Consider the following 23,269-nt stretch of genomic DNA (forward strand, 5'->3'; position numbering starts at 1 on the left):
CGTTTCTTAACCTGCATCCTTGGCATGGGCATAGTCCCGTCAAGTCATCTCATACAGCAGGGCAGCGTCGCTCTGCACCAGCTCCAGATGGGAGCGCAGCGTTTCAAGTCCGCTTTGCACCGCCTCGGTGGGCAGCTCCCAGTCTGCGGCAATTTCGGCGGCCAGCTCCGGGAGGCTCTGCTCCCGCAGAGTTGCCAGCAGTTCAGACGCCAGCTCTCCCTCCAGCAGAGCGCAGTCCAGAGTGTTCTCCGTCTGGGGAGCGGGAAATCGGACATCCAGATCCAGCTCGCTCTCACACCAGTCCCAGATGGCCATGTAGACCGCGCCGGAGCAGTCACCGTTGGACAGCTCCTGCCGCTGACCGTCTTTGAGCAGATAAAAGGATGCGATCTGTGACATGGCAGTTCCTCCTGAATGTTATTCTTTCTCCATCAGCCCTTCGGCCTGCATCCGGATCACATAGAAAGCCCGTACCCAGTCCAGTTCCTGCTCCATGGATTCCTCCAAAGCCAGCAGGCGGCGCTTTCCCAGCCTGCGGTCCAGAAGGGCGAGGATGCGGACAAGGGGATTCTTGCTGACAAGGCTTTTCTCAATGCTCTGGTTGTCAAATTCATGAAATGCCTCATAGAAAAAACCGTTGTCAAAACAGCCATCGTTCAGTGTCCCTTCATGGGCCAGCCGAAAAGGGGCCGTTCGATCGTCCTGGCCGATGCCCTCCCGCCGCAGGGCCTGATATCTGTTCCAGTAGTTCTGTTCATAGGCATAGTAGTTACTTCGCAGCACCTCCACGCCGTCCAGTCGAATGGCTGCCCGGCCTGTTTGGTCATGGCTTTCCCAGTAGCTGGCGGCAAAATACTGGATGTGCCCACGGAGCGTCGGGCACAGGTAGTCATTCTCCAGCTTGTTTCGGATTCCGCTCCAAGTTGACACAGGTACCGCCTCCTTTCTGATGCCACTGCGGGTAAGGTGGATTCCCAATAAATTGAAATTTGAAAATTACATATAATCCTCGATATATGATCGTTCTATAAATTCTTTTACTGCAAATAGATCTGCAAACTCCTCATACTGGGGAAATCCGTCCGCATTATGTGCTGAGTAAGTTAAATGGAACAGATAGTAGATGTCTCTTCCTGTTCCGTTTCTGAGAACATATAACACATCATCATTGGATTCACACTTCGCAACCGCCAAGATTTTTTTGCCGTATAAGAAGTGGTCTTGTCCTATTTCTTTGTTTAGTTCTGCAACAAATGCCCCGTCCGCCTGTGCGAAGGGGATCATATACCAGTTAAAATCGTTACCATATTTATCATAGAGATCACGGAACATTTCTTCTAATGTCATTTTCATTCTTCCTTCGCTGATTTACAGTTCAGCCATCAACCGCCGCGCTATTTTCTTTTTATAGGCGATATTTTCATTGCTCATTGAGATACCTCGCCAATTTCTTCTCCAGCAGTTCTGTCATATCATTGCAGAGTCGCTTGACCTTGTCCTGCTCATGGGCGTAGTACCAGATGGTTTCCTCTCCGGGGCGGAGCAGGAGCTGGTCGCCATCCGCTTCTTTCCAGAACTCGCCCAGCACACAATACCGCTCTCCATGGATGGTTAGATCAAACATCCCGGAAAGTGAAAGGATCACGCCTGTGGATACCTGGATGCCAGCGGTCAGCAGGAAGAACTCTCGCACCTGGGCCGGGAGCGTGAAGTCCAGCACGCTTTCTTGACTTGCGATCTGCTCCTCCGTGGCGGCAGGCTGGATCTCGTCAGATGGCTCCAGCGCCTTTGCCAGCGCCTTGGAGAACTTGGGGTAACGGCAAAACAGCTCAGGATTGTTGGCCTTGAATTCCTTTTGCTTTTTCCGCTGTACTCGCTCCTGCTCCTTGCAGAAAGCGTCCAGCTCCGCCAGATACCGCTCCTGGTAGAGATTGCTGACCTCAAATGCTGTGCCGCTCTTTTCCAGAATGGCGATGGCTCCCTTTTGGCTGGTCAGCACCGGGACCCATCGGAAGTCATGCCGGCAAGGTTTCAGTTTCAAAAATTCGCCTCGGCTCAGCAGGTTTTCCAGCTCCGGCTCATGCTCGTCCCACCAGCTCCGCCAGCTTTCGGGAGTTTCCCGTCCCTCGGCCAGGTCCAGGAGTTTTATTGCCAATACTTCACTATTCATAGGTCAATTCTCCGTTTCAAAGGGTGCAGGAATCCCGTCAATCCCACCAGAAGTACCAGACAGTGGACTGCCGCAGGACATCCGCCAGATTGCCCACGGTGGGATCATCCTGCTCCTGATCCACGATGTCCGGGCAGAAGCCATATTGCTCCACAGCCAACTCCACAGCTCTTTCCTTGGGGACAGGAACCGGAAGTTCAAACTCCATCTCATCGTGGCTCATGGCGGCAGGGATGGCGCCGTACTGCTCAAACCAGTATTTTGCCACTGCCATCAGTTCCGGCGTGTTGGGGCACTCATTCCAGTTGCCGAAGGGCAGGTAGGCGAAGATCTCCCAGGGTTTTTTCACCGGGATCCTGGCCAAAACGAGGGGGTGGGTCATGTGGCTGTCCGAATCCCAGTAGCAGGAGAAACGGTCATTGTCATAGCCGCCAGCCATCTCGCCCAGAATCTCCTCCTCCCAGTCCATATCGTCATCTTCGGCCTCTGCTTTGCGCTGGCCGATCAGTTCCTCCAGAACCGCCTTGCTGTCCTTGATGGGGGCGGAGAGCATCTTCTTCCGGTACTCCGTTACCGCTTTGAGGTCAAATTCGTAGCAGTCCGCGTCATGCTCCGGGTCAGCGTTCATCACCAGACACTCCAGCAGTGTTTCGTCATCCGCCTTGATGAGCACCGGTACAAATCCCTCTTTGACACTTTCCCGTTTGGCATAGCTGTACGCCGACATGATGGGGTCATCATCTGCCATGGATGGGAAATAGGTGCACTCGCAGTCCAGATACTCCATCAAAGCATCCGCCACCTCGGAGGGCTCCAGCGTGTCTTCGTCAAAGTCCTGTCCCTGCCAGTTTTCAAAGCGTTCCCCGATCACCTTTGCCATAGCCTGATAATAATCCTCGTCAAAGGGAATGAACAGGTAGGCTTCGTCCCGGAACTCCTCGGAGTGATACCGCTCCGGGCCGAAGAAACGGAGTGCGTTATCGTCAACATCGGCAGGATAGTAGGGGCTGTCGCCCTCTCCGTAGTAATAGCCTGCAAAGGCACGGCCTTGCTGATTGAACAGCACAGAGAACAGACAGCCGTCCAGCTCATCCCGGATAAACTCCCGCAGATCCACACTGGCAGGATCAACTTTGACCTGTTTGGCCACTTCGCTGTATTCTTTTAAGAAGTCCTCGCCCATCAGGTCGTGTTCTATGCACCAGCGCAGGTAGATGGCCATGTGGTTATAGGCATTGATGGGGTCAATAGGCAGTTCCTTTTCCTCAATGCTCTCAAGGTGATAGGAAGCGTCATCCATCTCACCGTCAAAATCATCATTGGAAAGGGTGCCACGAGTGACAGCATCCTGACGGGTGGGATTTACGACAAAACTGATCCCCCTCATCCTGTTCAGCAGAGCGTCAGCGTCATGTTCCAGTTTATAGTCCAATTCATCCGCATAAAGAGGAATGACCTGATAGAAGTTGACCTCCTCGCCGCCCGGCAGAGTGCAGACCTCACTGCCGTCCTCCGTACCCTGGGGATCGATCAGGGTCGCAGTGCACAGTTTCGTGTTTTCCGCAAAGGGTTCCCGGTTCTCCACTGTATGACCATGACCCAACCAGCTGTCACAGTTGATGGGCAGACGGGCCAGGGACTTCAGCAGGCGGATGGGCCAGTACCACCGCTCATCTTTCATGGACTCCTGATCCAGCTTCCAATCCGCAGGCAGTGCAATGGCCAGCTCCGCCCGCTCCAGCTTGTATTCCGCCAGTTCCTCCGGAACATTCATCCGGTGGGCGCCCATGCCCATAGTGACCAGCGTGTAGTAGTCCCGCTCCCGGGAGGGCGGTATCACGCAGATGTCCACATGGATGTCCGGGGAGACCAGCTCATGGAACACATTCTCGAACGGGCCGAAATACTGCTGGATGTGCCCCTCGACGGCTTCCATCTCCTCCTCGGTGTAGACCTCCGGTTCACTGGATTTCTCGTCTTGAAAGCATTCCTCGTCCGGGCAGTTATCCCCGCCGCCATTCGGGTCTTCACCGCCTCCGTCCGGTCCATCCCCGCCGGATTCCCAGGAGATTTTCAGCGTCATCTGCTCCTCCGGCAGAGAGACACCGGGACTACGGATGATGGCATGCTTATCGTCCGCAGAAAAGCCGATAGTCTCCCCATCCTTCAGCGTAACATCACACGCCAGCACATAGGAGGCAAGGCTTGCCAAAAAGTCCCGCAGCTTCTCCGGCTCGGCGTCAGCGTTCAGCACCTCCATCTCCTCCTTGCCGAACACATCCATGCCGTAGGTATAGCCGTTCAAGCCGCCCCCGCTCCGGTACAGGCCGAACCAGATCCAGTTGAAGATGGGCAGTTCGTCCTCTTTCATCATATCAGCAAAGCCCTCGTAGAAGCGGGGCTCAAACACCACGCCGCTGGTGTAGATACCGGTGGCGTATTGTTGGCGGCAGCAGGCAGCCGCCAGCTTGGCGAAGAGCTTGCCCTTCTCCAGAACCTTTTTCTCCTTGCCCAGCACCGCCACCATGATATGGGCGCGGTGCTCCCGTGCGACTTGGACGGCATCCTCCCACATGTAGTTGTTCTCTGCGTTTATTTCCGCTTCGCCGTCGGGGATGGGATAGGTTGCCAGACTGACAGCAGCGAGCATATCACCCACCTCGAACACCAGCGCATCGTCATCCTTCTCCTCACTGGCGTCGTACTCCTCCACAGAGATGTCCCATTTTTCCTTCATGTCCCGGATGAACTGGTCCTTGTCCCATTCTCCCTTGGACAGGAGAACAAAGCCGGTGAAGACGCCTGTGCGGTCGGTTTCCTCCCCGTCAGCATCATCCTCCTCGAAATCGCCCTCATTTTCATCCGGATCGTAGAGGGCTTCATGCTCCAGTCCACGGACAAATTCCTCAAAGCTGTCTGCCAGATGGGTGATCTTGTAGTCGTTTTCCTGATCCACATGGACTACCGCAGGCTCTCCCTGGGGGCCGCAAGCCCGGTAGTCCAGAAAGATCATATCATGTCCGGCGCTGGGACAGTCACAGATGGCCACGCCGATGGCAGGATACGCCCACTCGTCGATCATGAACTGGCTGCCCAGCTTTCCGCAGAGGGAGCAGCTTTTTTCCCGTCCGATGCCGAACATACCGGTGATGGCCACATGGTCCTCTGCCCAGCAGGTGGGCTCATCGCAGGGATAGCAGGTGTTCACCGGAATGCCGCCGTTGTGCTGCTTCATCAGCCAGATGTAGGAGGCGGGAAGTTTGTAGCCCAGTTCCTCCTCCACGCTGGCGATCAGCTCATCGGAAGGCGGATCACTGACGTACTCTTTCAGCGCATACATACTGTCGTCCCAGAAATTGGTGAGGTCGAAGCCCTCAAAGGGGGTATCACCCGGCACGAATTTGTCCTTCTTATTCCGGCTGCTCCGGCGTTTCCGGATCTCCGCCTTGCACTCCCGGATCACCACCGGAGCGTCCTCGTCCTCCGGGTCCAGCTCCGCCCACCGCCGGGCATAGGGGATGGCCTCTTCCTCCTGACCGTGGAGATACTGATATCCGTAGGCCATCCGCATATTCCACTCCGCCTTGTCCCGGCCTTCCTCCCGGACGGACTCCAGCACCTCGATGGCTCGAAGCAGAGCCTTGTCCCCCTTGTAGCTGGGGGTTCCCTCATTGTGGTCGCCCAGAATTGCGTAGTTCTCCAGCGCCCGGGCCAGGGCGTAGGCGGTGCGGTAGTTCCGCCAGTCCTCCGGGATGGCATTCAATGCCTGAATACAGCGGGTGTACTCGTCCTCGTCGTTCCACTGCTGGATCTGTGCGAAGAATGCCTCTGCATTCTGCGGGGTATAAGGGATATAGTCCATGCCCGTCGGCGTCTCGTCCAACTCGGCGGCCTGCGCCTCACCGTCCGGCTCCTCATCGGGCGGATTTTTCAGACTCACAGTGCCCGCTTCACGGCGGAAGGTATGGAAGCTGGCCCAGGGGATGTCGCTGTCCTTGAAGAATTCCTTTGCCATCTGGAGTGCCGCCCGGATGTCCCAGGCGATGAAGTCCACATAGCCGCAGTAGAGTCCGGTGGCTCCGCCGGTGAGGGTGACCACCTCCGGGCCGTCCCCGGTGGTGAACACTTCTTCCAGTTTGTTCCGGAAGTCAAAAATCTTCTCCGTTCCTTCCTCCTCCCGCAGGGTATCCAGGGGATAGCAGAAGAAGCCCGCCGCTGCGCCGTCGGCATGGAGCTCGTCCATAAAGTCATTGTCGGCATTCAGATAGCCGTTGATGAGCGGCACACAGTTGGTGGAGCCAGCCATCACATCCAGCCGCCAGTCGGCGTCCGGGTCCTTGTTGGGTTCCATTTTGTAGCCAAGGTAGCTCTCCAGATAGGCTTCCGGATCGGTGGAAAGTTCCAAGCCCCGCTCCTTCAACGCGTCAGGAAGCTGGGACATAAGAATGGACGGCTCTGCCTTGGGCTCCTCCAGCACATCGAAGCTGTCTATGTATCTCATGTGGGGGATCTCGCCCAGCACCTGGTCGGTGAGGGTGGTGAGCATCCACCAGACCCGGCCTTCCTCCTCCCGGAGCATGGGCAGCAGCTTTTCGCAGTAGGCGGAGATGGCGAAGCTGTTTTCGCCCTGTTCCTCCAGCCAGATCTGCACATCTTCCCCGGAGATATCCCAGCCGTCGTCGGTCCGCAGGCCGATGTTTTGGCTGGGCTGGCGGCCCACCAGGATGTTCCAGTGCTCCAGCACCTCCTTGGGGGCGTGCTTCCGGAAGTAGACCAGCTCAAACAGCTTGACCTCGTCGCCCTCCGGGGTGAGGATCAGCTCATGCTTTTCGCCATTGAAGCCCATCTCGAAGGAAATCTCGTCAAAGACCAGGTTCAAAGTATCTTCCATTTGGGCCACGATCTCCGCGCCGCGGGTGTGATCCTTGTCGTCGTCCATCATCTGGCGCAGCTGGGCTTCCATTTCGGCAAAGGTTTCCCACCAGTCCACTGTCCGCTCCCGGAAGCACTGTGAAAACTGAGGCAGAGAAATGCTCTTCTTGCACCAGTCGATCAGCTCTATGGTGTCCTCGTCACCAGGGCGAGCCTCCAATGCCTTTTCAAAGTATCGCAGAGCCCGGCCCTCCTGATCCAGATAAAAGTAAGAGTAACCCATGCGGAAGTTCCAGCAGTGGTCTCCCTCGAAGTATTCCCCATGGGGGCTCAAGAGAGCGATGGCCTTTTTGAGCAGCGCACGGTTGGAAGGTGCCCCCAGATTGTTGTAGGCCCGGGCCAGCTCGCTGTCCATCTCCGGGGTGCGCTCCTGGGCTGGAATGGTCTCCAGCGCGTCAATGATCTTCTGGTACTCGCTCTTTTCATTCCACTTCTGGCACTGCCTTAAAATGTCCATATCTGGGTCCTCCTCGTCCTCATCCGTTTTCCAGTCTTTGATCTGCTGGAACACGCCATTCTCATCCCGCTCAAAGGCGCAGGGGGCGGGCGTATGTAGCAGGGGAATAATGTCGGGATCGTCGTTGCAGATGGAGTTGAGGCCGTAGATCCCGGCGTTGTTGGGGTCGTCCATGTACTCGTCGCTCTCATCACCGGCGGTAAAGCGCCAGCCGCTGTCCCAGTCGCCGTCCGGCTCCTCCCGGTAGCAGTAGCCAACCTTGCAGCCCTCCACCGTAATGCGGCTCGTGGCGATGCAGCCATTGGCTTCCTCCCAGTCTGGGAGCAGATTCTGCATGTCCTCTGCCTTTACATAGTAGTCCCGGTTGCGACCGGCGGCCTCATACAGCTCCTTCCGCAGCGCCTCTATATCCCGAGCCATCTCCCGGATCTCCTCGTCATCCATCATTTCGTGGAGATCATAGGACAGAGGATTTTGGGCAAAATCCGCCAGGGCCTTGTTCATTGCGTCATGCTCCTCTGGCGTGGCGGTGATGCGGATACGGCGGTGGGGGGTGTTATACTCGTCCAGGTCGTGGAGGTCCACGCCGCCGCTGACGCTGCACTCCAGCAGGATGGCGGCCAGATCGGTGACCACATCCATGGCGAAGTGGAAGTCCATCTCCACGCCATTGGAGTGGGTGAATTCCAGATACCCCACAGTCTGGCGGAAGTTCCAGTTCTGCTTGTCCAGCCCGATCTTAGCGAAGATCTCGCTGAGGGGCATCTCCTCTTTCTTCTGGTCTTCTAAAAAGGCCACAAGGTTCAGGCTGTCATCGGAACCTCCGATAAAGTTGCCCCAGTATTTTTTGATATACATTTGTCACGCCTCCTGTTATTCCGGCCACTCATCGCCGTCACACCGGCTGATGAAGTCATAGTGCAGGCTCTCAAAGTAATCGTTGGGAATGGATTCCCCGTCCTGACGAAGCTCCAGCCCATCCAGATCCATCATCTCATTGATATATGCCAGGGTATCGTGGATACCCGCGATATGCTCGTCCTGGAGCATCTCGGCCAGTACACCTTTCTGCTCCGGGGTCAGTGTGGCGAGAAGCTCGTTTTTCGCCTTGTTGTCCTCTGTCTTGGGAAAACCATCGCCCTTGACCCACCGGGCCGTTATGCTGTCTTTCCGCTCCACAAGGCCGTCAATAAATGCTTGATATAGTTCCAGTTCCTTACTCATGTTCAATCCTCCATTCCCAAGCAATAAAATTGGCTCTCCCAGATGGCCTCAAATTCCGCTTTCTCTATGGCGCAGGCGCGGAACTCCTCGCCCCAGATATGGGCGTTCAATTCCTCCACGGTTGGGATCGGCGTGATCTCGATAGCGCCTTCATAAAGGTCAAGGATATTGCGGGTGCGTCCATCTGCAAAGATGTCGATGGAGCGGAGGACCAGCCGCTCATTTTCGGTATCCACTTCATAGAGGATGACCGGTGGTTCTCCCTCTGGTGCGCTCTCCCAAAAGAGCTTGATGTACTCGATCATTCCATTGTCCTCATTTGAACCAATGCCACCCCGTCATGGTGCCGGTTACCTCATCTATCTGTATTGCAATATCATCATTGCCGCGACAGCCCAGCAAGGCCGCGAGATGATCGTTTTCCAGAATCAAATCATAAAACTCAACCGCTATACCTTGGAATTCCTTTGGAATCTTCAGCGCAGAAAAGGAATCCGCTGACTGAGCATTTTGGAAAAATTCAATGGCCGTTTTCCTGCATTTTACTATGATTCCTGTTTGAGTGGTCAACTCTTTCATGTTTTCTCTGCCTCGCTCATGTTCAGATACATCCCCATCGTTTTTTCATCGGCACAGGCCGCCCGGATCAGTTTGGCCAGCATCATCAAATCGTCGATGTATTGGGAGTACACGCAGAACACATCCTCGTCGGAGTCGAAGTGAAACAGATCCCTGCCGCTGTTGTTTTTCTCGAACTCCCGGATCACGCCCCGGACCAGCCGCTCCCAGTCTTTGCTGCTGCCAGTCCGTCCCAGCCGGCAGAATTCCTCCACCTGGAACCCGTCGCTGATCTTCAGCAGGAGGGAGATCGCATAAGGGTGGTGGGGAATGAGAAAAAAGGGCGCGATCTGATCCGGTTTGACCCAGATCTTGAAGGGCGGGCGCGGGTCGGGGATCCAGGGCAGGATCTCCCATTCCTCCTCCCGCCGATTTCCGTATTGAAAAAGGTCCTTCACGGCTTCACCTCCTGTTCCAGCTTTTTTCTGCATTTCTCAATGTGGGCCCGCTTGGCGGCCAGAATCTCCCGCACCGTCTCCGCCTCCATCCGCAGCAGTAGGGCAATTTTCTCCGGGGGCATCCCGTCCGCCGCCAGCATACAGAGAATCTCCTTCTGCGCGGAGGCTTTGCCGGCCGCGAAGCCGGTATCATAGTCGTAAGACAGCAGGGCAAGGAATTGCTCCGGCGTCAGAGTGGAAATTAGTCCCTGCTCTCCGTGGCAGATCCTGCTACGAAGTGATTGTACTTCTTCCTGGGATAGTTTAGACATGGACTCCCCCCCTTTCCAGCATATCAGGAACCAATCTGTCCCGCATTTACCGGGCGGAAGATCCTGCGGCCCGCCAGCAGCTCCTCCAGCTTTTTGGCCAACGCCTCCACAATGGTGTGGCAGGGATTCTCACCCCCCACGATCTCCAGCTTTTGCAGCTCGACACAGTGGAGCGTTCCATAGACGCCCAGCGTGAAGTCTGTCAAGTCAGCAATCATTTGGTAGCCCTCCATGTTGCTCACATCGGTCTGGCCCTCTTTGGCGGTCATCAGCCCAATGATCCCCACCGCCACAGTGAAAGCACCGCAGCAGGACTGCTCGGTCTGCATGCCCAGGCCCATGACAGAGAACATCTTCCGGGTCTCCTCGGACAAATTCAGATGGTAATACTCATTGCAGGCCATGAACACGGCCTCGGCGCAGGTCAGTTCCGTGCCGATGTGGTAGTGGTTGACCAGTTCATAGAGTTTCATTGTTGCCATACCATACTCCAATCGCAAAGCATTTCATTCTGTGTCACTCTGCGCAGCTCGTCCCGCACCTCCATCAGCGCAAAGCCAAGTAGGTTCCGTCCCCGCCACTTCATCGGGTCCTGGGCCTCCGGCGAACTGGCCGCGAGGCGGATGCCCCAGATGGCATCGTAGGGGCTGGCCTCCACCAGCACGCTGTCCCCGGTGGAAAGGAGAAACTCCCGCAGTTCGCGGTTCTGGCTGAATTTGTGCCAGTTGCCAAGTAGCACAATGGCGTACTTGAACTTGTCCCATACCTTCTGCTCAAAGCCCCGCACCTTGCGGCCCAGGGCCTTGATCTGCTTTTGGTCGCTGCATTTCAAAATCTGGTCCCGGATTTCTTTGTCGCCGAACAGCTCGGCCTTGGCAGCCATCATGTATTGCTCCATGCAGAGGTAGGGGGCAGCCGTCGTATAGAAGTCCTCCATCCACCACTGGCTGAGGTAGCTTTTTGTCAGCTGGCCGTCCTGGGAAGGCTGATGGCCCCAGAACAGGCACAGTTCCCGCTTTCGCCCGGCGGCAAACTCCTGCTGGAGCCACTGGCGGGTGTACTTTGGCCGGCCTTCCGGCTGCCACGCCTCCACCAGGAAGTCACCGTGTACCAGCACTTCGCCGCTGTCCTCGTCCTCCCACCAGCCCTTCCAGGTTACCGGCTCGGGAAAGAGGGCGCGGTATTCCGTCCGCTCCTCCGGGGAGAGGGTGTCCAGCCAATCGCCAAATCGGTATATGTAATCCTCCCCATAGCCCATGTGCCAGCCAATGGAGTATCGCTCGATCTCCGGGAAGGCCATCCAAGGGGGAGGCATGATTTTCTTATCTTGTAGTGCCATAGGGTTGTCCTTTCCTGTTAGAAACTGTCGAAGTTCTTCTCTCACATCCAGCGGAGCGCCGTCCAGGGATGTGATCTGTGCCAACTCTGTTTCCGTCAGATTTTTCAGGAAAATGCAGTATTCATCTGGGGGCCCCCACAAGCTCCATTTTAGGCATCTCGATCTGCTGTGGGTCGGTGATCCACAGGCAAGGCTCTTCCGTTGCCCAAAACCGGGTCAGAGTAAAAACTTGGCCGTTGAAAATAACTTTCTGTTCCATCCTCATCCCTCCTGTAACTTCTTCAGCAGCTTCACGATCCGCTCCCGATTCTTTGCGGTTTTCATGAAGGTGGGGAGATGATCGGCCTGAGTCTTTTTCGCTCTTCCCAGCGGCTTTTCCCGCAGGTCGGCGCTGAGATAGTCGATCAGATAGGCAAGGTGCTCCCGGTTGAGTGCCCAGACCGGTTTGCCCTGGAAGGAGGTCAAAAACCACAGTTCCAGGCCGAAATAAGGTTCTCGTCCGTCCTGAATCTCAGCAGTGTAGGAAAATGCTTCAGCTGTTTTATGAACTTCTCCCGACATGGTTGTCCCACAATAGGGACAGGCCACATGGAGAACAGAAAAGTGCTGCTTTTCCCCATCTTCAATATCCACCCGATAGTATCTGCCGCAGTTTTTGCACTGGTTATGGACATCGTAGCGGTAGATCGTCCGGTCACGGGTCTCCTGATGGCCGCAGCTCAGGCACCGGAAATAGGCGTTGTCATCATCCGCTGTCACCATACCTGCGCCGTGGCACTTGGGGCATTTCACCTGAATGCCGGAGGTCAGGGCGTTGTATGCACTGTATGTAAAGTAGGGTTCATCAACAATTCGGCTCATGCGCCCACACATTCCTTTCTATCTAAGGCCCGGCGGACAGCGTTTTCTTCATGTCCGCCAAGCCTTTTTCATCTAACCCGTATGCCTGCTCAATCAAAGTCCCATACCGACCCGCATACTGCGAGAACTCTGCTTCACAGTGCAAATCATACAGCAGCAGGCAGCCGTTGTGGAATACAACAGGGTCGGGCTCCGCTTTTCCTTCCTCCTCTGCTACCAGACGAAGCACCTCATCGGCAATGGCAAGCCGCTCTGATCTGCCTTTGAGCTTTGATAATGCCATTCGTACAAAGGCGGCAATCACCTCCTGTTCCTGTAGGGCAATCGCGGTCAGTTCTTTCTGAACCAAGAGGAGGGCTTTTTCATCCCACATCTCGGCGCTGCGTAGAAGATCCGCCACCAGCGTTCTTCTGTTGAGATCCCGATTTTCCCAGGAACCAAGCTCCAGTAGCAGGTCTCTTTGCTTTACCTGATCCGGTTCGCGGCTCCAATCAAACAGCCTTGCCCGAAAAATCTGGTAGGCTGACATCAGTTCCAACCACGCCGGGCTGTGATCCTTGCCGAACTCTATCATGCTTCTCATTCTCCTCAAAAATCCCGCAGCTGCTCAAACTTCTCAATCAGGGCATCTTTTTGGAGTGTGTTGTCCGGCAGTGCGTCCAGAATCCCCCGCAGGGCCATGTAAATTTCATCCCGCTCCTCGGTTTCGATAAAGCCCATCTTGTTGAAGGTCTGGGTGTATGCTGCAACCGCATCCAGCGCCTGGGCCTGGGCCTGGGCGTCCTCGCCCGGCTCAGCGGCCAGTTTCATCAATTGGGAGCGGGTCTTGCGGTATTGATTGGCTGCCTTTCTCGCGGCACTGACAGGAATATGCTCCGCACCGTCCCAGCCCCGGAAGGGATTGCCCAGGTTTTGCGCCAGCCACTCCGGTTTCCGGGGCTTGGTGATCCGCAGGTCCATTCCCGCCTTACCTTTCCAGAGCTGCTTTGCCGCTTTTGCTGCCGTCTCCGGCAGGCTGGTCATCCAGAACCAGCGAAGCTCCGGCATCTGCTCCGGGGTGGGGATGTCGTCCGCCCCGAAGCCGAACAGGTCGAAGGTGGAAAGGTGCGTCAGCTCCCGGAACTCTCGCACAGCAGAGAAGTTTTGCAGATTTCCCGGCGCGCCCCAGAGCCTCAGCTCCTTCAGGTGGGGATGGACAGCAGCCAGTCCGCTCAGATCAAAATCTTTCAGCTGGATGCCATGCAGTTCCAATAGGTTCGGCAGTTCCGTGTGCGGGCGGTATTCCCCGATAAATTGGAGGGTCAAACCGCTGCCATCTTCGGGGGCATGGATGGTACAGGCGTCCGGCCCCTTGTTCTGGAACAGGAGCTGCTCTGTATCCTCACTCAGCCACAGTTCCTGAAGGCCTGTCATGTCCAACATCAGCTTTCTGATGCTGGTGCCCCGCAGATCAAGTGTCCTCTGACCGTGGTCCAGCAAAGTCAGTTCATCAACGAAGGGGGTTCCCCGCAAAAACTCCAGCAGATCCGGGTGCCACCGCTGGCAGATGAGGTCGGAGAGGCAGGGCAGCGCCTTTAGTTCCAGCGCCGAATCGAATGGTTCGTACTGGTCCATCACCCGATGGCTGCTGACCTTCACCGGGATGCCGCCGATCTCTGTTTCCCCGTCGCTCTCCATGGCCTCCTTGAAGGCCCGCCGCCGCTTTTCCGGGATGGCCTGCCATCGGATCTGGAGGTACACATCGTAGCCGTCATTCCAGCCGCCGTAGGAGTGGCAGGGCTGGTCGGTGAAGGGCGGCAGGGTCCCCACCAGCGTATACTGGGGCGGGACCTCCATCGGCACCCGCAGCAGATGGAGGTCCCGGGGCCAGTACATGAAGTCCTTGTAGAGCGGGCGGAGACGGGGCAGTTCCTCCGCTGTCAGAGGGGCGTCACCTGCCCAGTCCAGAGAGAGGATCACTGCCCAGGACTCCCTGCTCACCGTGCCCGGCGGCGCGATATAGGCCACCTGGCAGGCGGTGTAGCATTTCAAGTATCGATTGTAGACTGTATAGACCTCTCCGGCTTGTGCTTTCATACCTGTGCCTCCCCCTGATAGCTTATAGTCCTGTTCTCTGCCAGCCGTCCAGTCGCTCCTGCACCCCGTCGATCCTCCAGCCCTCGCCCACACGCTTCATGAGGAAGCGGCGGACAAAGCCGGTGTTTTTCTCTCTGGTGTAGATGTAGAGCTTGTTTCGGGTGATCTGCTCCGCGTCCAGGAACTGCTCTCCCTTGTAGGTGCCCTGGGCGCTGTACGAGAGGCCCAGGGGTCGGAAGCCCATACGGGGCTTTTCGCTCACATACTTCTCCCAGATCACCAGCAGGCGGGGCACAGCCTCAGCATCTTCAAACCCGGCCTGTTCCATGTACTGCTCCCATTCCGTCATTTCAGCAAAGAAGGCAGACAACACCCTGCGGCATTCCACCGCCGCCTGCCCGTCCAGTTGGACGGGCTTTTTTGCCTTTTCCCGCTGGAGCTGGGAGAAGTGTTCCATCTGCTCCTTGGTGAACTGCACATGGGCCACCGGCTCGATGCGGTTGTTGCCGGCGATGGCCAGCAGACCCTCGTATGTAACGGCGGTATGGTCGATCTGGATGTGGGAGAGCTTGGGAATGGAGGCCGCCTGGAGCAAACCGGCGTCGTCCAACCCGGTGCGGTTGAGGGTGAGAAGGTCCAGCTTGCAGCTTTGCAGGGCGGACAGGCCGCTGCCGTGGATGGCGGCGTTGCCGTCCAACAGCAGATAGCGGAGCTTGGGCATAGCGGCAAAGATGAGGAAGCAAGCATCGGTGAGCGTGCCGTTCTCCACACCGAAGTTGACCATGCTTTTGTGTTCGGCGAAGGGGGCAAGCAGTTCATCCGTCACCGAATAGCCTTTCACATGGAAGCCTACCAGGGTGTAACCAGCCAGTCGTTCCATGAGGGCCATGGTCAGCTCCGGGATCTCAAACTTCTTCTCTCCATCCAGGGTCAGGACACCGTTTTCCCAGTCCGCTGTCCGCGCCCGTTTCGGCCATTCCATAGCTGCTTACCCCCTTACGCCTGTTCCTGGTAGCTGGCTTCAATGTCGATGAAGCGCACGTACACGGCGCAGACTTTGCCCTTTGCGTCATAGCCGAAGTAGACGGGATAGTAGCCGTCACCCCAGCCGGAAGCGAAGATAGGCAGATTGCAGTCCGTGTCCGGCACCGTCCAGTTGAGCCAGTCGCCGTGGCTCAACTGATATTTGGGACAGGCTTTGGCGTTTTCCTCCAGCAAGTCACAGAACAGGTCGTTGTACGGATCAATGTCCGGGTCTTCCTCCAGCCGCTTGGCCCAGTATGTTTTGAAGGCCGCCTGGGTCTGAATGTCCGCAACACAGCCCATCCCGGCGTCTACGCCAAAGCCAAAATACTCGTCCTCATCCAGTTCCTCGTCCAGATCCTCTTTGCCCGTCATCCCCAACTCATAGCGGACAGGCTTTTCCCGGCTGACCTCCACCTTGACGCAGGCGTAGCGGTCGCCGTATTTCTCACTGGGCACCACGCAGATCTTCACGGGATAAGTTCCGGCAGGGATCGTCTGTATAAAGGGCGGTGTATCCTCCAGCTCCACCAGCGGATCGCAGGCAAAGATCGTTCCGCTGGGAAAATGGACGGCGCCGATGTCCAGCACATCCACTTCCCTATTCCCAATCACTTTCTCTGTGAAATGAGCGTCCAGGTCTGTTTTGCAGGCCAGTTTGTCTTTGATGGATTCGTATTTGTTCAGCCATTGTGTTGCAGGCATTTCGATTTCTCCTTTCTTTTCCAGCGGTATCCGGACGATGGGCCGGTAAAAGTCATAGTTGCCGTTCAGCGCATTATCCTCCTGCACTTCCGGCTTGCAGTGGGGCGAGCAGGGCAGGAAACCAAGGAACGGTCCCAGCCCGCCGCAGATATTGCACCCGCCGTCGCCGCCGCAGGTGGTGAGCCTGTCAGCCTGTACCACTTCCCGCATATAGGGATCGTAGGCGATGGACAGGCCGAAGAAGTTGGGTTCCTCCATGTCATAGGGCCGGTTCTCATCCTCATCCATGTCCTCAAACCAGTGCAGACGCATGGAGTAGTCTAACCCATCTCCCCATGGAAACAGGGTCCGACATCCGCCGCCACACAGGTAGGCCCACTCGTCCGCCGTGGGCAGGGAGAAACCCTGTTTTTGCAACCGGTTTTGAAAGTCCGGATAGTCTACCTCGTGATAGAGGCTTGCCTGCCAGCTGTCGCCATCCCGTTCGAAACGGGCACGGCCTACCAGAGTAAGACTGTTCCTGTCAGTCAAAGCGAATTGGCGAAAATCTTCCAACCATTCCGGGCGCAGCCGTGGGTCATCCAGCTTGACCGGCTCCCAGTTGATCTCCTCCAGCTCCCGGCCCACCAGCATGGGGCCGATGGCCGCCCGCCGGACAGGGGCCATGCTCTCTCCAATGAGTTCTGTCGGGTCTCGCTCCATTTCCCATTCCCGGAACAGGTACTCCAATTCCTCGCGGCTTTCCTGATTCAGTCCTGCGGCAAACTGTTCCCAGCCCAGTATGACGGTATCGCCGGGGACAAAGACGAACTCCCGGCCATCTTTTTTGAAGATTCCGGTGGTGCAGTGCTGTCCCCAGCGGCCAAAGTGCTCCATCCGCACAAAATCCAGGCGATACTGTGCTGCCAGCCGCTCCATTATGGGCCGCTTTTCCTCCGGGGAGAGTCGGTCAAACTGAGGGCGAAGCAGGAGGCTTTCGGTATCGGAAATGCTGTTTGCGCCATCCTTCGGCGGCTCTGGTTCTTCGCCCGGAAGAAAGATGGGCAGATTCGGGTACACTTCTTTGTACTCTCGCCAAGGTTCCAGCTTTTTGGGCTTGTTTGCCGTCCGAAGAAAACCCCAGAAGTCGATGGGATAACGAAACACCGGCCCGACCCTATCCCGCCGGGTGACGATGACCACTGTGCCATCGGTGAGTATTCCAATGTGCTGCATTTTCTCCCCGCTGAACATTCCCGGACGGATACGCAGCACTTCACGGGTGTTCATGTTGATGAGCTGGGCAAAGTCATCGGAGAGGATTTCGCCGTTTCCCTGCACCAGCAACCAGTCCCCGGTAAACCAGCGAAGTTTCAGCTCCTCGCCCAGGCCGGGCAGAGGGGCGATGCGGCACCGCCCGGTGTCCATATCCAGTTCCAGCAGGCATTCTTCCATCCGCCACTTGCCACTGACAGAGTGTATCATATAGATACAGTTGGTGCCGGGAACGGGAACGGCCTCGGAGAGATGGTCGTATCCATCCAGAGAGAAGGTGTGTTTTGTTACCTTGCCGTTTTCCCAGCGGTAGATCTGTCCCTTGTACCACTCGTTGGAAAAGTAGACCCAGCCCAGCCCGTCTGTCACGATGCCACAATGGTATTTGGTGCTCCATCCATCTTCCGGCAGGGGCCAGTTTTTCACATCCTGACAGGTGCCCCGGTCGGTGAGTTCAATCCGTGTGGCATTGGTGGGATCGCCCACCCAGAGGGAGTTTCCCACCCACCGGAGAGAATGGGGCGCCCCCTCGTATCCGATGGGAGAAGGCTCAAAAAAATTAAGTGTACTGGGGTTTTTGCCAAGCAACACCTTTCCGATCTGCCCGCTTGCAGAGGCTCCGGAGGCGGCATACACTCCGGCTTGATCCGAATAGGCGAGGTGCCCGAACTGGTACAGGCTCTTGGAGCGGGTCACTTTTGGCGGGCGGCAGCGCAGATCTGCCACACAGCCGTATTTCCATTCCTCCGAATGGCTGCTTTTCCATTCTCCCGCTGCAAAGTCTCCTGCCAGAGAGTTGAAGAAATAATCGTACTCATCTTGGAGTATGTATTCCTCGCAAGGCATCAGCTTCCCAGGGTCCTGCTCCTTGGCATGGTCGCCCCATTTTCGCCCTTGCTGTTTCATCAGGTGGCAATATTGCCCCTGCTTTTTGCAGTAGCGTTCCCATTTGTTGCGTTCTTCCGCTGGAATCAGGACAAACAGATACTCGTCCTCCTCGTCCAGGTCATACAGCGCCCAGCCGAAAGTGGACAGCTCCTGTCCCAGCGCAGCCACGCCCATTTCGTGGGGTAATTTCATATACTGAATGCCGAGCGTATCAAAGCGTTCCTCCAGCAGCGCCGGGATCTGCCCGCTCCATTTCCGCCGAAGCTCCGCCAGCGTGTCCTGTACGGCTCCGTCAAATTTCAGAATGTCCAGCGCATCGGATATAATTTGTGCCCAGTCTGACATAATAGAGTCTCCTATTTCGAGCGATTCAAAGTTTTCCATCCAGTGCCTCCACAGGTTTCATGGCAGCGGAATCCAATTTGCACTGCCGCAGTTCCCGCTCAATCAGGGCAAACACATCCGGAAAGCACTCAATCTCATCCTGATATTCATATTTCGCGTACAGTTTCCCGCACTCGGAGATCCAAACCTCTGCCGGGTAGTAGTAGCCGATATGACCGATGGGCTGACATTTTTCACCGGCAGCCTGTTCGATCTCTGCCAGTTCACAGCCGGACATATCCCGAAAATAGGCTTCTTCCAAATGGTTTTTGATTCCGTTGACCAAGTAAGGAAACAAAGCGAATTGAAAATCAGCCGCCCAGTTCAGTTTTCTCTGCTCCAGGTACCACTCACAGCACAGGCCGAAATATTTACGGTAAAACCGCTGGGTTGTCTTCATCATCGGGACGCCGTGGTCGGCGTAATACTGCTCCGCAATGGAGATGTCCACTTTTCGCCCTTCCTGCCATCCGGCGTACTCCATCAGCTGCCTGACCTTGCTTTTGAGGTCGCCGGAGATGGGGATGCGTTCTTTAATCATTCGAATCATCTCCTGTCTGCTGCCAATCAAAGATCCTTTGGATATCCGATCTTATCCAAGCCCGCCTTGATTTCCTCCCTCTCGCTGCGCGTAGGGTTCAACGCAGCGGCCAGTTCTTTTGTCACCGGCACCCCGTCAGCAAGCTGGCGCACAGCTTCCAAAGGCAGGTCGGCGTGATAAAACCACTTTCCGTACTCCACATAGGTCTGTGGATTGCCATCAATCGTGGAGAGCAGATCTTTGGATGCGTCCTCGCCGTCTATGGGGTTGCAGTGCCAGGTGGCGCCATCCTCCGTCCAGACGCAGAAGGTGCTTTTCATCTTTTTGACCTCTCGGCTGCCCATGAGTTTTTGCAAAGCAGAGGGCATCCCATCTGTCAGGTCTTCGACACGGGGAAGTTTTTCCTCCCAGTCATAGAGTTCGGAATCCACACCGTTGATTACACAGCCTTCCGGCGCAAACATGACGATCATGCTCCGGTCACTGCCATCAGTGGCAAAAAACGCCTCTTTGCCCTTTCGCCATGCGGGGTTGTAGGTATAGTGGCGGATGAAGCTCCATTCCTCCTCCAGCATGATGATGTCCAGAGCCGCCAGTCCTTTGCAGAAGTTTTTCAGACGCTCCGCATTGGGCAGGCCGGATAAATCTTTTGTGGAAATCATGTGGCTATCCTCCTGTCTTTCGTCACCACAGCCGGGCGATCCGGGTATATATCTTATTAGGTTCTCTGTCCGTAAAACTGGTCAATGAGTCGGTGGGTTCTGTAAGCGGCATCACATTCAAAATGTCCAGCACATAATACCAGATTCCTGTATCCCAGTCCCGGAACCGCCCATTGCAGACAGCTCTCCCATACTCACCGGGAGCCAAATCCAATGCCAGCTCATTGAGGGGCTGTTTTTGCCCGGTCTCATCGTAGGTATATCGCTCCGGCATTGCACCGATGTGCCAATCATTGCGGTAACGCACATGGAGTCCGGACTCCTTCTGAATCAGTTCAAAAGGATGAATTCGCATTGAGCCATTCGGCTTCCATTCCATCAGCCTGCGACAGTCCTTATCGATCTGAAATCCATTGGGCCTCTGTAAGATCGATACAAAGTGTGTAGGCAGGCCAAAGGAATAATACGAGAAGAAGTCTTTCGGCAGCCGCATGGCTCTGGGATACTGGTTCCGCTGTGCGGCCGCATTTCCGCCCTGGCAGTCTTTATACCATTGCAGGCGGATCTGCTGAACCAGAAGTATGGGCAGATGTTCCAACTGATGCTTATTCTGTTTCATCACCATACCTTCTTCCTTGATAGATCCTTCCAATGGTCTTCCATGTTTCAGGCATTTACAACTCTGCCGCAAACTCATAAGAAATCGCAATGATGTTGTAAACATCATCGTATGTAAACAGCCGATAGATGCCTTTGTCAAAGTCCTCCCGCACCGGCAGAGACTTCAGCCAAGTGCTATCCTCGATCAAATCGAAAGAACTGCCATCCAGATGCCCCATCCAAGCCAGATTTTCATAGGTGCCCAATTCGCAGGCAAAATAGGCCAGCACCCGCCGGAAGGTGAGTGTGTAGGGAAACCAGTCTTTTTCGTCCCTGTGCTGGGAGATCAGATGGCCATCGATGTCCCCCGTAAAGGTCAGATTGTTCAGAGCATCCTGTTTCACCTGGTCCAGATAGATACAGTCCCGTCCCATCAAAACACCTAAGCAAGTGTTAACAGCAGTCGCTTTTTCCATAGGTAACTCTCTCCTCAGCTCTCGTGGGTGATACAGAAAATCTCCTGGTTCAAGTCAAAGTAGACCACCATCAGCTCGTCGGTGATCTCTGGGTTGAAGGACAGGTCCAGAATGAAAACTTGCTGATTCATCTCGCTATCCACCAGGCTGCCGAACCGCTTGAGCCGCAAAAAGTCCGCCATCTCGGCAAAGGACAGCTTGGCCGGGTCGGTTCCTGGAAAAAGTTCCGCCGCAATATCCGGGCCTACATCGTCCCGGTGGAACTCCATGAAAAATACCACGGCATCGTGGTAGGGGCTGCCCTCGTCCGCCAGCGCCGCTTTGATGGCAGCTTTGGCCTTTTCCGCCAATCTCTCCGCCTCATCCAGCATTTCTCCTACCGCATCCATGGCAGCAGAATCAGCGGTCAGTTCTTCCTCCACATCGAAGAGAAAGGGCAGCCCCGATTCCTCGGGAAAGTTGAATATCTCCTCGCCGGGTGTATATGTAAAATCAATGCGTTTACAGTTCAGCTTCACAGGGATGCCTCCTCATTGGTTTTCCAGATGGGGTAATGGAATTGGCGAATAGACTACTGTATCTCCATCATGATCCATCTTGAGAATGACAGCAAATTCCGCCACATTGCTCTCCTGTCCCTTTGGGAGAGGAAAGATCATTGGGAGGCAACGCAGGGCAGCATGGTTCGTGGTTTTATTCCAGTCCTCCATGGCCGCAGATAAAATGGCGTCAATGTGTGCCAATACCTTCTCAATAGAACCCGCTGATATGTTGTAAAAAGCGGGGTTTTTATGATACTGCTCTGTGATGAAGTTTTTATAGGTTTGGACTGGCATAAAGCAAAATTCCCAATCAAGGGGATACAACCCAAGCCAATACTCATACAGTTTCATAGGCGCCTCCTTACCCCTCAATGTTGGCAGCTTTGAGGCCCTTTTTCAAGGAGCCGTAGACCGTCACCGCATGGTCGGTGAACATCTCGTCGCAGTCAAACCAGGCAGTGAAGCTGCCGCCGGAGGTGACGGACAGGCTCGTCATGCTGATCCGCCGGGCAAGTTCTTCCTCTGTGATGGGGTCTGTTTCCGGGTCACGGGGGTTTTCCTCATCCTGGGAGAGCCAGTCGTTGGCCAGCCCGGTCAGGTTCTTTGCCGCAAGCTCCCGCATGGCCTTGTCCCAGGTCTCGCAGTCGGCCAGCAGCTTCTTGGCGGCACTGCGGGCACGGGTCCAGGAGGGCTTGCTCTCGGCATTGACTTCCAGAGAAAGGCTCACATCCTTTCCGCACCACTGGATCTCGCCCTCGAAGGTATCATAGTCCTTGTCCAGCTTCAGCTCACCCAGCACCTCGTCCTGGATCACCACCGGCTTGTGGTACTCGTCCAGAACGGTCTGAAGTTCCGGGCAGTCCTCATGGGCATTAACTATCTCGGAGATACACCAGGGCCACGCCACCAGATCCTTTGCCCATTCTTCCTTCATTCGGCGGATCTTCAGGCGGCAGATCTGCTCGTTATGAAAGCGTTCCCAGCCCTTATCACTGTTTCGTTCCTCGTCGGTGACTGGCCACTCCAGCCGCTCCTCTTTGGTGCTGACCTTGCCGGTGTCACAGAACACCATGCCCAGCGTCACAACGGTCATTTCCCAAAAGTTGCCCCTGTTGTTATATCCGCCCCCAATGCAGCGATTAATCAGAGCGACCACTTCCTGCTCCTCGGGCTCGTACATCTCATAGAATTCTTCAAACATCGGCGTGACCCCCTTTACAGCAGTTCCAGCACCGCGGCGGCGGGCTTGGCAAACTCTGCCGGGACTTGCTCCAATATATCCCGGTAGGCTTCCACCGACTGCCAGGAGTCATAATAGAAGCTGTAAAACTCGTCTGCGGGGAAAACCTCGTCCTCCTCGTAGCGCATCTCATCCGCTTCCCCGTCGTATTCTTCCGACCACAGATATTCTTCCCGGAGCAGGTCGGAGAACCGCGGCAGCGGCTCGGCGTGCTCCATCTCATCCCCGTCGCGGAAGCACTGGAGGACGCAGGCAAAGAAGTCCAGCAGCTCCCCGGCCAGGAAATGGGCCACAGGATTCCGGCCGCTCTCTTTGAGTGCTTTGCCCAGAATCCGGCACAGGAACACCATGCCGAAGGGGGTAGTGTGCCACAGGGTACTCTGGTGCTCCATGTTGGTGGTGAGTTCATAGAGGGACTTTTTGACTGTCTCCATATCCTCCATCTGCTCCAGCACCGCCAGATGCGCGGGAAAGTCCGTCCCCCGGCCATAGGCGGTAGTGAGCCGGTGCCACGGGACATCCGTGACCTTGAGATGGGTGATGTAGGTCCTGTTTTCCTCTGTCATGT

At 55.8% G+C, this 23,269-nt stretch carries 25 protein-coding genes and 1 pseudogene; all 26 read right to left on the reverse strand.

Annotation, left to right across the window (positions count from 1 at the left end; all coding sequences use genetic code 11):
• Positions 1–39: 39 nt before the first annotated feature.
• A complete protein-coding gene (locus tag HMPREF1546_RS04460) occupies positions 40–399 on the reverse strand; it encodes a hypothetical protein (protein WP_021747663.1) in 360 nt (119 codons plus the stop codon).
• 18 nt (positions 400–417) lie between these two features.
• Complete coding sequence (locus HMPREF1546_RS04465; protein ID WP_036629432.1) at positions 418–930, reverse strand: hypothetical protein; 513 nt, start codon at positions 928–930, stop codon at positions 418–420.
• A 66-nt stretch (positions 931–996) separates the two neighbouring features.
• Positions 997–1,347 carry a hypothetical protein gene (locus tag HMPREF1546_RS04470; RefSeq protein ID WP_036629434.1) on the reverse strand — a complete coding sequence of 117 codons (351 nt, stop codon included), beginning with the start codon at positions 1,345–1,347 and terminating at the stop codon, positions 997–999.
• Positions 1,348–1,420: 73 nt separating this feature from the next.
• Positions 1,421–2,170, reverse strand: coding sequence for an SMI1/KNR4 family protein (locus HMPREF1546_RS04475; RefSeq protein WP_021747666.1), 750 nt, complete (start codon positions 2,168–2,170; stop codon positions 1,421–1,423).
• 37 nt (positions 2,171–2,207) lie between these two features.
• A complete protein-coding gene (locus tag HMPREF1546_RS04480; protein ID WP_021747667.1) occupies positions 2,208–8,417 on the reverse strand; it encodes a DUF2185 domain-containing protein in 6,210 nt (2,069 codons plus the stop codon).
• 15 nt (positions 8,418–8,432) lie between these two features.
• Positions 8,433–8,783 (reverse strand): DUF6547 family protein, encoded by a 351-nt coding sequence (locus HMPREF1546_RS04485; RefSeq protein WP_021747668.1) that lies wholly within the window; start codon positions 8,781–8,783, stop codon positions 8,433–8,435.
• 2 nt (positions 8,784–8,785) lie between these two features.
• Positions 8,786–9,088 carry a hypothetical protein gene (locus HMPREF1546_RS04490; RefSeq protein ID WP_021747669.1) on the reverse strand — a complete coding sequence of 101 codons (303 nt, stop codon included), beginning with the start codon at positions 9,086–9,088 and terminating at the stop codon, positions 8,786–8,788.
• A gap of 10 nt (positions 9,089–9,098) precedes the next feature.
• A complete protein-coding gene (locus HMPREF1546_RS04495) occupies positions 9,099–9,362 on the reverse strand; it encodes a hypothetical protein (RefSeq protein WP_021747670.1) in 264 nt (87 codons plus the stop codon).
• The gene (locus tag HMPREF1546_RS04500; RefSeq protein WP_021747671.1) at positions 9,359–9,799 is read right to left on the reverse strand and encodes an immunity 51 family protein; all 441 of its coding nucleotides are present in this window, start codon (positions 9,797–9,799) and stop codon (positions 9,359–9,361) included. The genes HMPREF1546_RS04495 and HMPREF1546_RS04500 overlap by 4 nt, the downstream gene beginning before the upstream one ends.
• A complete protein-coding gene (locus HMPREF1546_RS04505) occupies positions 9,796–10,110 on the reverse strand; it encodes a hypothetical protein (RefSeq protein ID WP_021747672.1) in 315 nt (104 codons plus the stop codon). Before HMPREF1546_RS04505 ends, HMPREF1546_RS04500 begins: the two co-directional genes overlap by 4 nt.
• Positions 10,111–10,133: 23 nt before the next feature.
• Positions 10,134–10,592: a C-GCAxxG-C-C family protein gene (locus HMPREF1546_RS04510; protein WP_301546131.1), complete on the reverse strand. Its 459-nt coding sequence runs from the start codon at positions 10,590–10,592 to the stop codon at positions 10,134–10,136.
• Positions 10,580–11,449 (reverse strand): NADAR family protein, encoded by an 870-nt coding sequence (locus HMPREF1546_RS04515; protein WP_036629448.1) that lies wholly within the window; start codon positions 11,447–11,449, stop codon positions 10,580–10,582. The genes HMPREF1546_RS04510 and HMPREF1546_RS04515 overlap by 13 nt, the downstream gene beginning before the upstream one ends.
• 33 nt (positions 11,450–11,482) lie before the next feature.
• Positions 11,483–11,708 (reverse strand): annotated as a pseudogene (locus HMPREF1546_RS04520) (hypothetical protein); the annotation flags it as partial.
• Positions 11,709–11,710: 2 nt separating this feature from the next.
• Positions 11,711–12,310: a hypothetical protein gene (locus tag HMPREF1546_RS04525; RefSeq protein ID WP_021747676.1), complete on the reverse strand. Its 600-nt coding sequence runs from the start codon at positions 12,308–12,310 to the stop codon at positions 11,711–11,713.
• A gap of 22 nt (positions 12,311–12,332) precedes the next feature.
• Positions 12,333–12,884, reverse strand: a complete 552-nt coding sequence (locus HMPREF1546_RS04530; protein WP_025543923.1) for a hypothetical protein — start codon at positions 12,882–12,884, stop codon at positions 12,333–12,335.
• Between the two features lie 14 nt (positions 12,885–12,898).
• Positions 12,899–14,386: a hypothetical protein gene (locus tag HMPREF1546_RS04535; RefSeq protein WP_021747678.1), complete on the reverse strand. Its 1,488-nt coding sequence runs from the start codon at positions 14,384–14,386 to the stop codon at positions 12,899–12,901.
• Between the two features lie 22 nt (positions 14,387–14,408).
• Positions 14,409–15,368: an NTF2 fold immunity protein gene (locus tag HMPREF1546_RS04540; RefSeq protein ID WP_021747679.1), complete on the reverse strand. Its 960-nt coding sequence runs from the start codon at positions 15,366–15,368 to the stop codon at positions 14,409–14,411.
• 14 nt (positions 15,369–15,382) lie between these two features.
• Positions 15,383–16,183 (reverse strand): DUF4241 domain-containing protein, encoded by an 801-nt coding sequence (locus HMPREF1546_RS19525; protein ID WP_301546134.1) that lies wholly within the window; start codon positions 16,181–16,183, stop codon positions 15,383–15,385.
• Between the two features lie 2,443 nt (positions 16,184–18,626).
• Positions 18,627–19,181 carry an SUKH-3 domain-containing protein gene (locus HMPREF1546_RS04555; protein WP_025543919.1) on the reverse strand — a complete coding sequence of 185 codons (555 nt, stop codon included), beginning with the start codon at positions 19,179–19,181 and terminating at the stop codon, positions 18,627–18,629.
• 26 nt (positions 19,182–19,207) lie between these two features.
• Complete coding sequence (locus HMPREF1546_RS04560; RefSeq protein ID WP_021747682.1) at positions 19,208–19,843, reverse strand: hypothetical protein; 636 nt, start codon at positions 19,841–19,843, stop codon at positions 19,208–19,210.
• A gap of 22 nt (positions 19,844–19,865) precedes the next feature.
• On the reverse strand, positions 19,866–20,462 hold the full coding sequence (locus tag HMPREF1546_RS04565; protein ID WP_036629453.1) for a hypothetical protein: 597 nt from the start codon (positions 20,460–20,462) through the stop codon (positions 19,866–19,868).
• 55 nt (positions 20,463–20,517) lie between these two features.
• Positions 20,518–20,919: a hypothetical protein gene (locus HMPREF1546_RS04570; protein ID WP_021747684.1), complete on the reverse strand. Its 402-nt coding sequence runs from the start codon at positions 20,917–20,919 to the stop codon at positions 20,518–20,520.
• Between the two features lie 14 nt (positions 20,920–20,933).
• Complete coding sequence (locus HMPREF1546_RS04575; protein ID WP_021747685.1) at positions 20,934–21,437, reverse strand: DUF2004 domain-containing protein; 504 nt, start codon at positions 21,435–21,437, stop codon at positions 20,934–20,936.
• 12 nt (positions 21,438–21,449) lie between these two features.
• The gene (locus HMPREF1546_RS04580) at positions 21,450–21,812 is read right to left on the reverse strand and encodes a hypothetical protein (protein WP_021747686.1); all 363 of its coding nucleotides are present in this window, start codon (positions 21,810–21,812) and stop codon (positions 21,450–21,452) included.
• A gap of 10 nt (positions 21,813–21,822) precedes the next feature.
• Entirely contained in the window at positions 21,823–22,662 is an 840-nt protein-coding gene (locus tag HMPREF1546_RS04585; RefSeq protein ID WP_021747687.1) for a DUF2262 domain-containing protein, read from the reverse strand.
• Between the two features lie 14 nt (positions 22,663–22,676).
• Complete coding sequence (locus HMPREF1546_RS04590; RefSeq protein WP_021747688.1) at positions 22,677–23,267, reverse strand: hypothetical protein; 591 nt, start codon at positions 23,265–23,267, stop codon at positions 22,677–22,679.
• Between the last annotated feature and the right edge of the window lie 2 nt (positions 23,268–23,269).

This window comes from Oscillibacter sp. KLE 1745, assembly GCF_000469445.2.
GTDB classification, from domain to species: Bacteria; Bacillota; Clostridia; order Oscillospirales; family Oscillospiraceae; genus Oscillibacter; species Oscillibacter welbionis.

Coding starts and splice junctions, on each gene's coding strand:
- HMPREF1546_RS04460 (WP_021747663.1), bottom strand. CDS start 399: ATGTCACAGATCGCATCCTTTTATCTGCTCAAAGACGGTCAGCGGCAG.
- HMPREF1546_RS04470 (WP_036629434.1), bottom strand. CDS start 1,347: ATGACATTAGAAGAAATGTTCCGTGATCTCTATGATAAATATGGTAAC.
- HMPREF1546_RS04475 (WP_021747666.1), bottom strand. CDS start 2,170: ATGAATAGTGAAGTATTGGCAATAAAACTCCTGGACCTGGCCGAGGGA.
- HMPREF1546_RS04480 (WP_021747667.1), bottom strand. CDS start 8,417: ATGTATATCAAAAAATACTGGGGCAACTTTATCGGAGGTTCCGATGAC.
- HMPREF1546_RS04485 (WP_021747668.1), bottom strand. CDS start 8,783: ATGAGTAAGGAACTGGAACTATATCAAGCATTTATTGACGGCCTTGTG.
- HMPREF1546_RS04490 (WP_021747669.1), bottom strand. CDS start 9,088: ATGATCGAGTACATCAAGCTCTTTTGGGAGAGCGCACCAGAGGGAGAA.
- HMPREF1546_RS04495 (WP_021747670.1), bottom strand. CDS start 9,362: ATGAAAGAGTTGACCACTCAAACAGGAATCATAGTAAAATGCAGGAAA.
- HMPREF1546_RS04505 (WP_021747672.1), bottom strand. CDS start 10,110: ATGTCTAAACTATCCCAGGAAGAAGTACAATCACTTCGTAGCAGGATC.
- HMPREF1546_RS04510 (WP_301546131.1), bottom strand. CDS start 10,592: ATGGCAACAATGAAACTCTATGAACTGGTCAACCACTACCACATCGGC.
- HMPREF1546_RS04515 (WP_036629448.1), bottom strand. CDS start 11,449: ATGGCACTACAAGATAAGAAAATCATGCCTCCCCCTTGGATGGCCTTC.
- HMPREF1546_RS04525 (WP_021747676.1), bottom strand. CDS start 12,310: ATGAGCCGAATTGTTGATGAACCCTACTTTACATACAGTGCATACAAC.
- HMPREF1546_RS04530 (WP_025543923.1), bottom strand. CDS start 12,884: ATGATAGAGTTCGGCAAGGATCACAGCCCGGCGTGGTTGGAACTGATG.
- HMPREF1546_RS04535 (WP_021747678.1), bottom strand. CDS start 14,386: ATGAAAGCACAAGCCGGAGAGGTCTATACAGTCTACAATCGATACTTG.
- HMPREF1546_RS04540 (WP_021747679.1), bottom strand. CDS start 15,368: ATGGAATGGCCGAAACGGGCGCGGACAGCGGACTGGGAAAACGGTGTC.
- HMPREF1546_RS04555 (WP_025543919.1), bottom strand. CDS start 19,181: ATGATTAAAGAACGCATCCCCATCTCCGGCGACCTCAAAAGCAAGGTC.
- HMPREF1546_RS04560 (WP_021747682.1), bottom strand. CDS start 19,843: ATGATTTCCACAAAAGATTTATCCGGCCTGCCCAATGCGGAGCGTCTG.
- HMPREF1546_RS04565 (WP_036629453.1), bottom strand. CDS start 20,462: ATGAAACAGAATAAGCATCAGTTGGAACATCTGCCCATACTTCTGGTT.
- HMPREF1546_RS04570 (WP_021747684.1), bottom strand. CDS start 20,919: ATGGAAAAAGCGACTGCTGTTAACACTTGCTTAGGTGTTTTGATGGGA.
- HMPREF1546_RS04580 (WP_021747686.1), bottom strand. CDS start 21,812: ATGAAACTGTATGAGTATTGGCTTGGGTTGTATCCCCTTGATTGGGAA.
- HMPREF1546_RS04585 (WP_021747687.1), bottom strand. CDS start 22,662: ATGTTTGAAGAATTCTATGAGATGTACGAGCCCGAGGAGCAGGAAGTG.
- HMPREF1546_RS04590 (WP_021747688.1), bottom strand. CDS start 23,267: ATGACAGAGGAAAACAGGACCTACATCACCCATCTCAAGGTCACGGAT.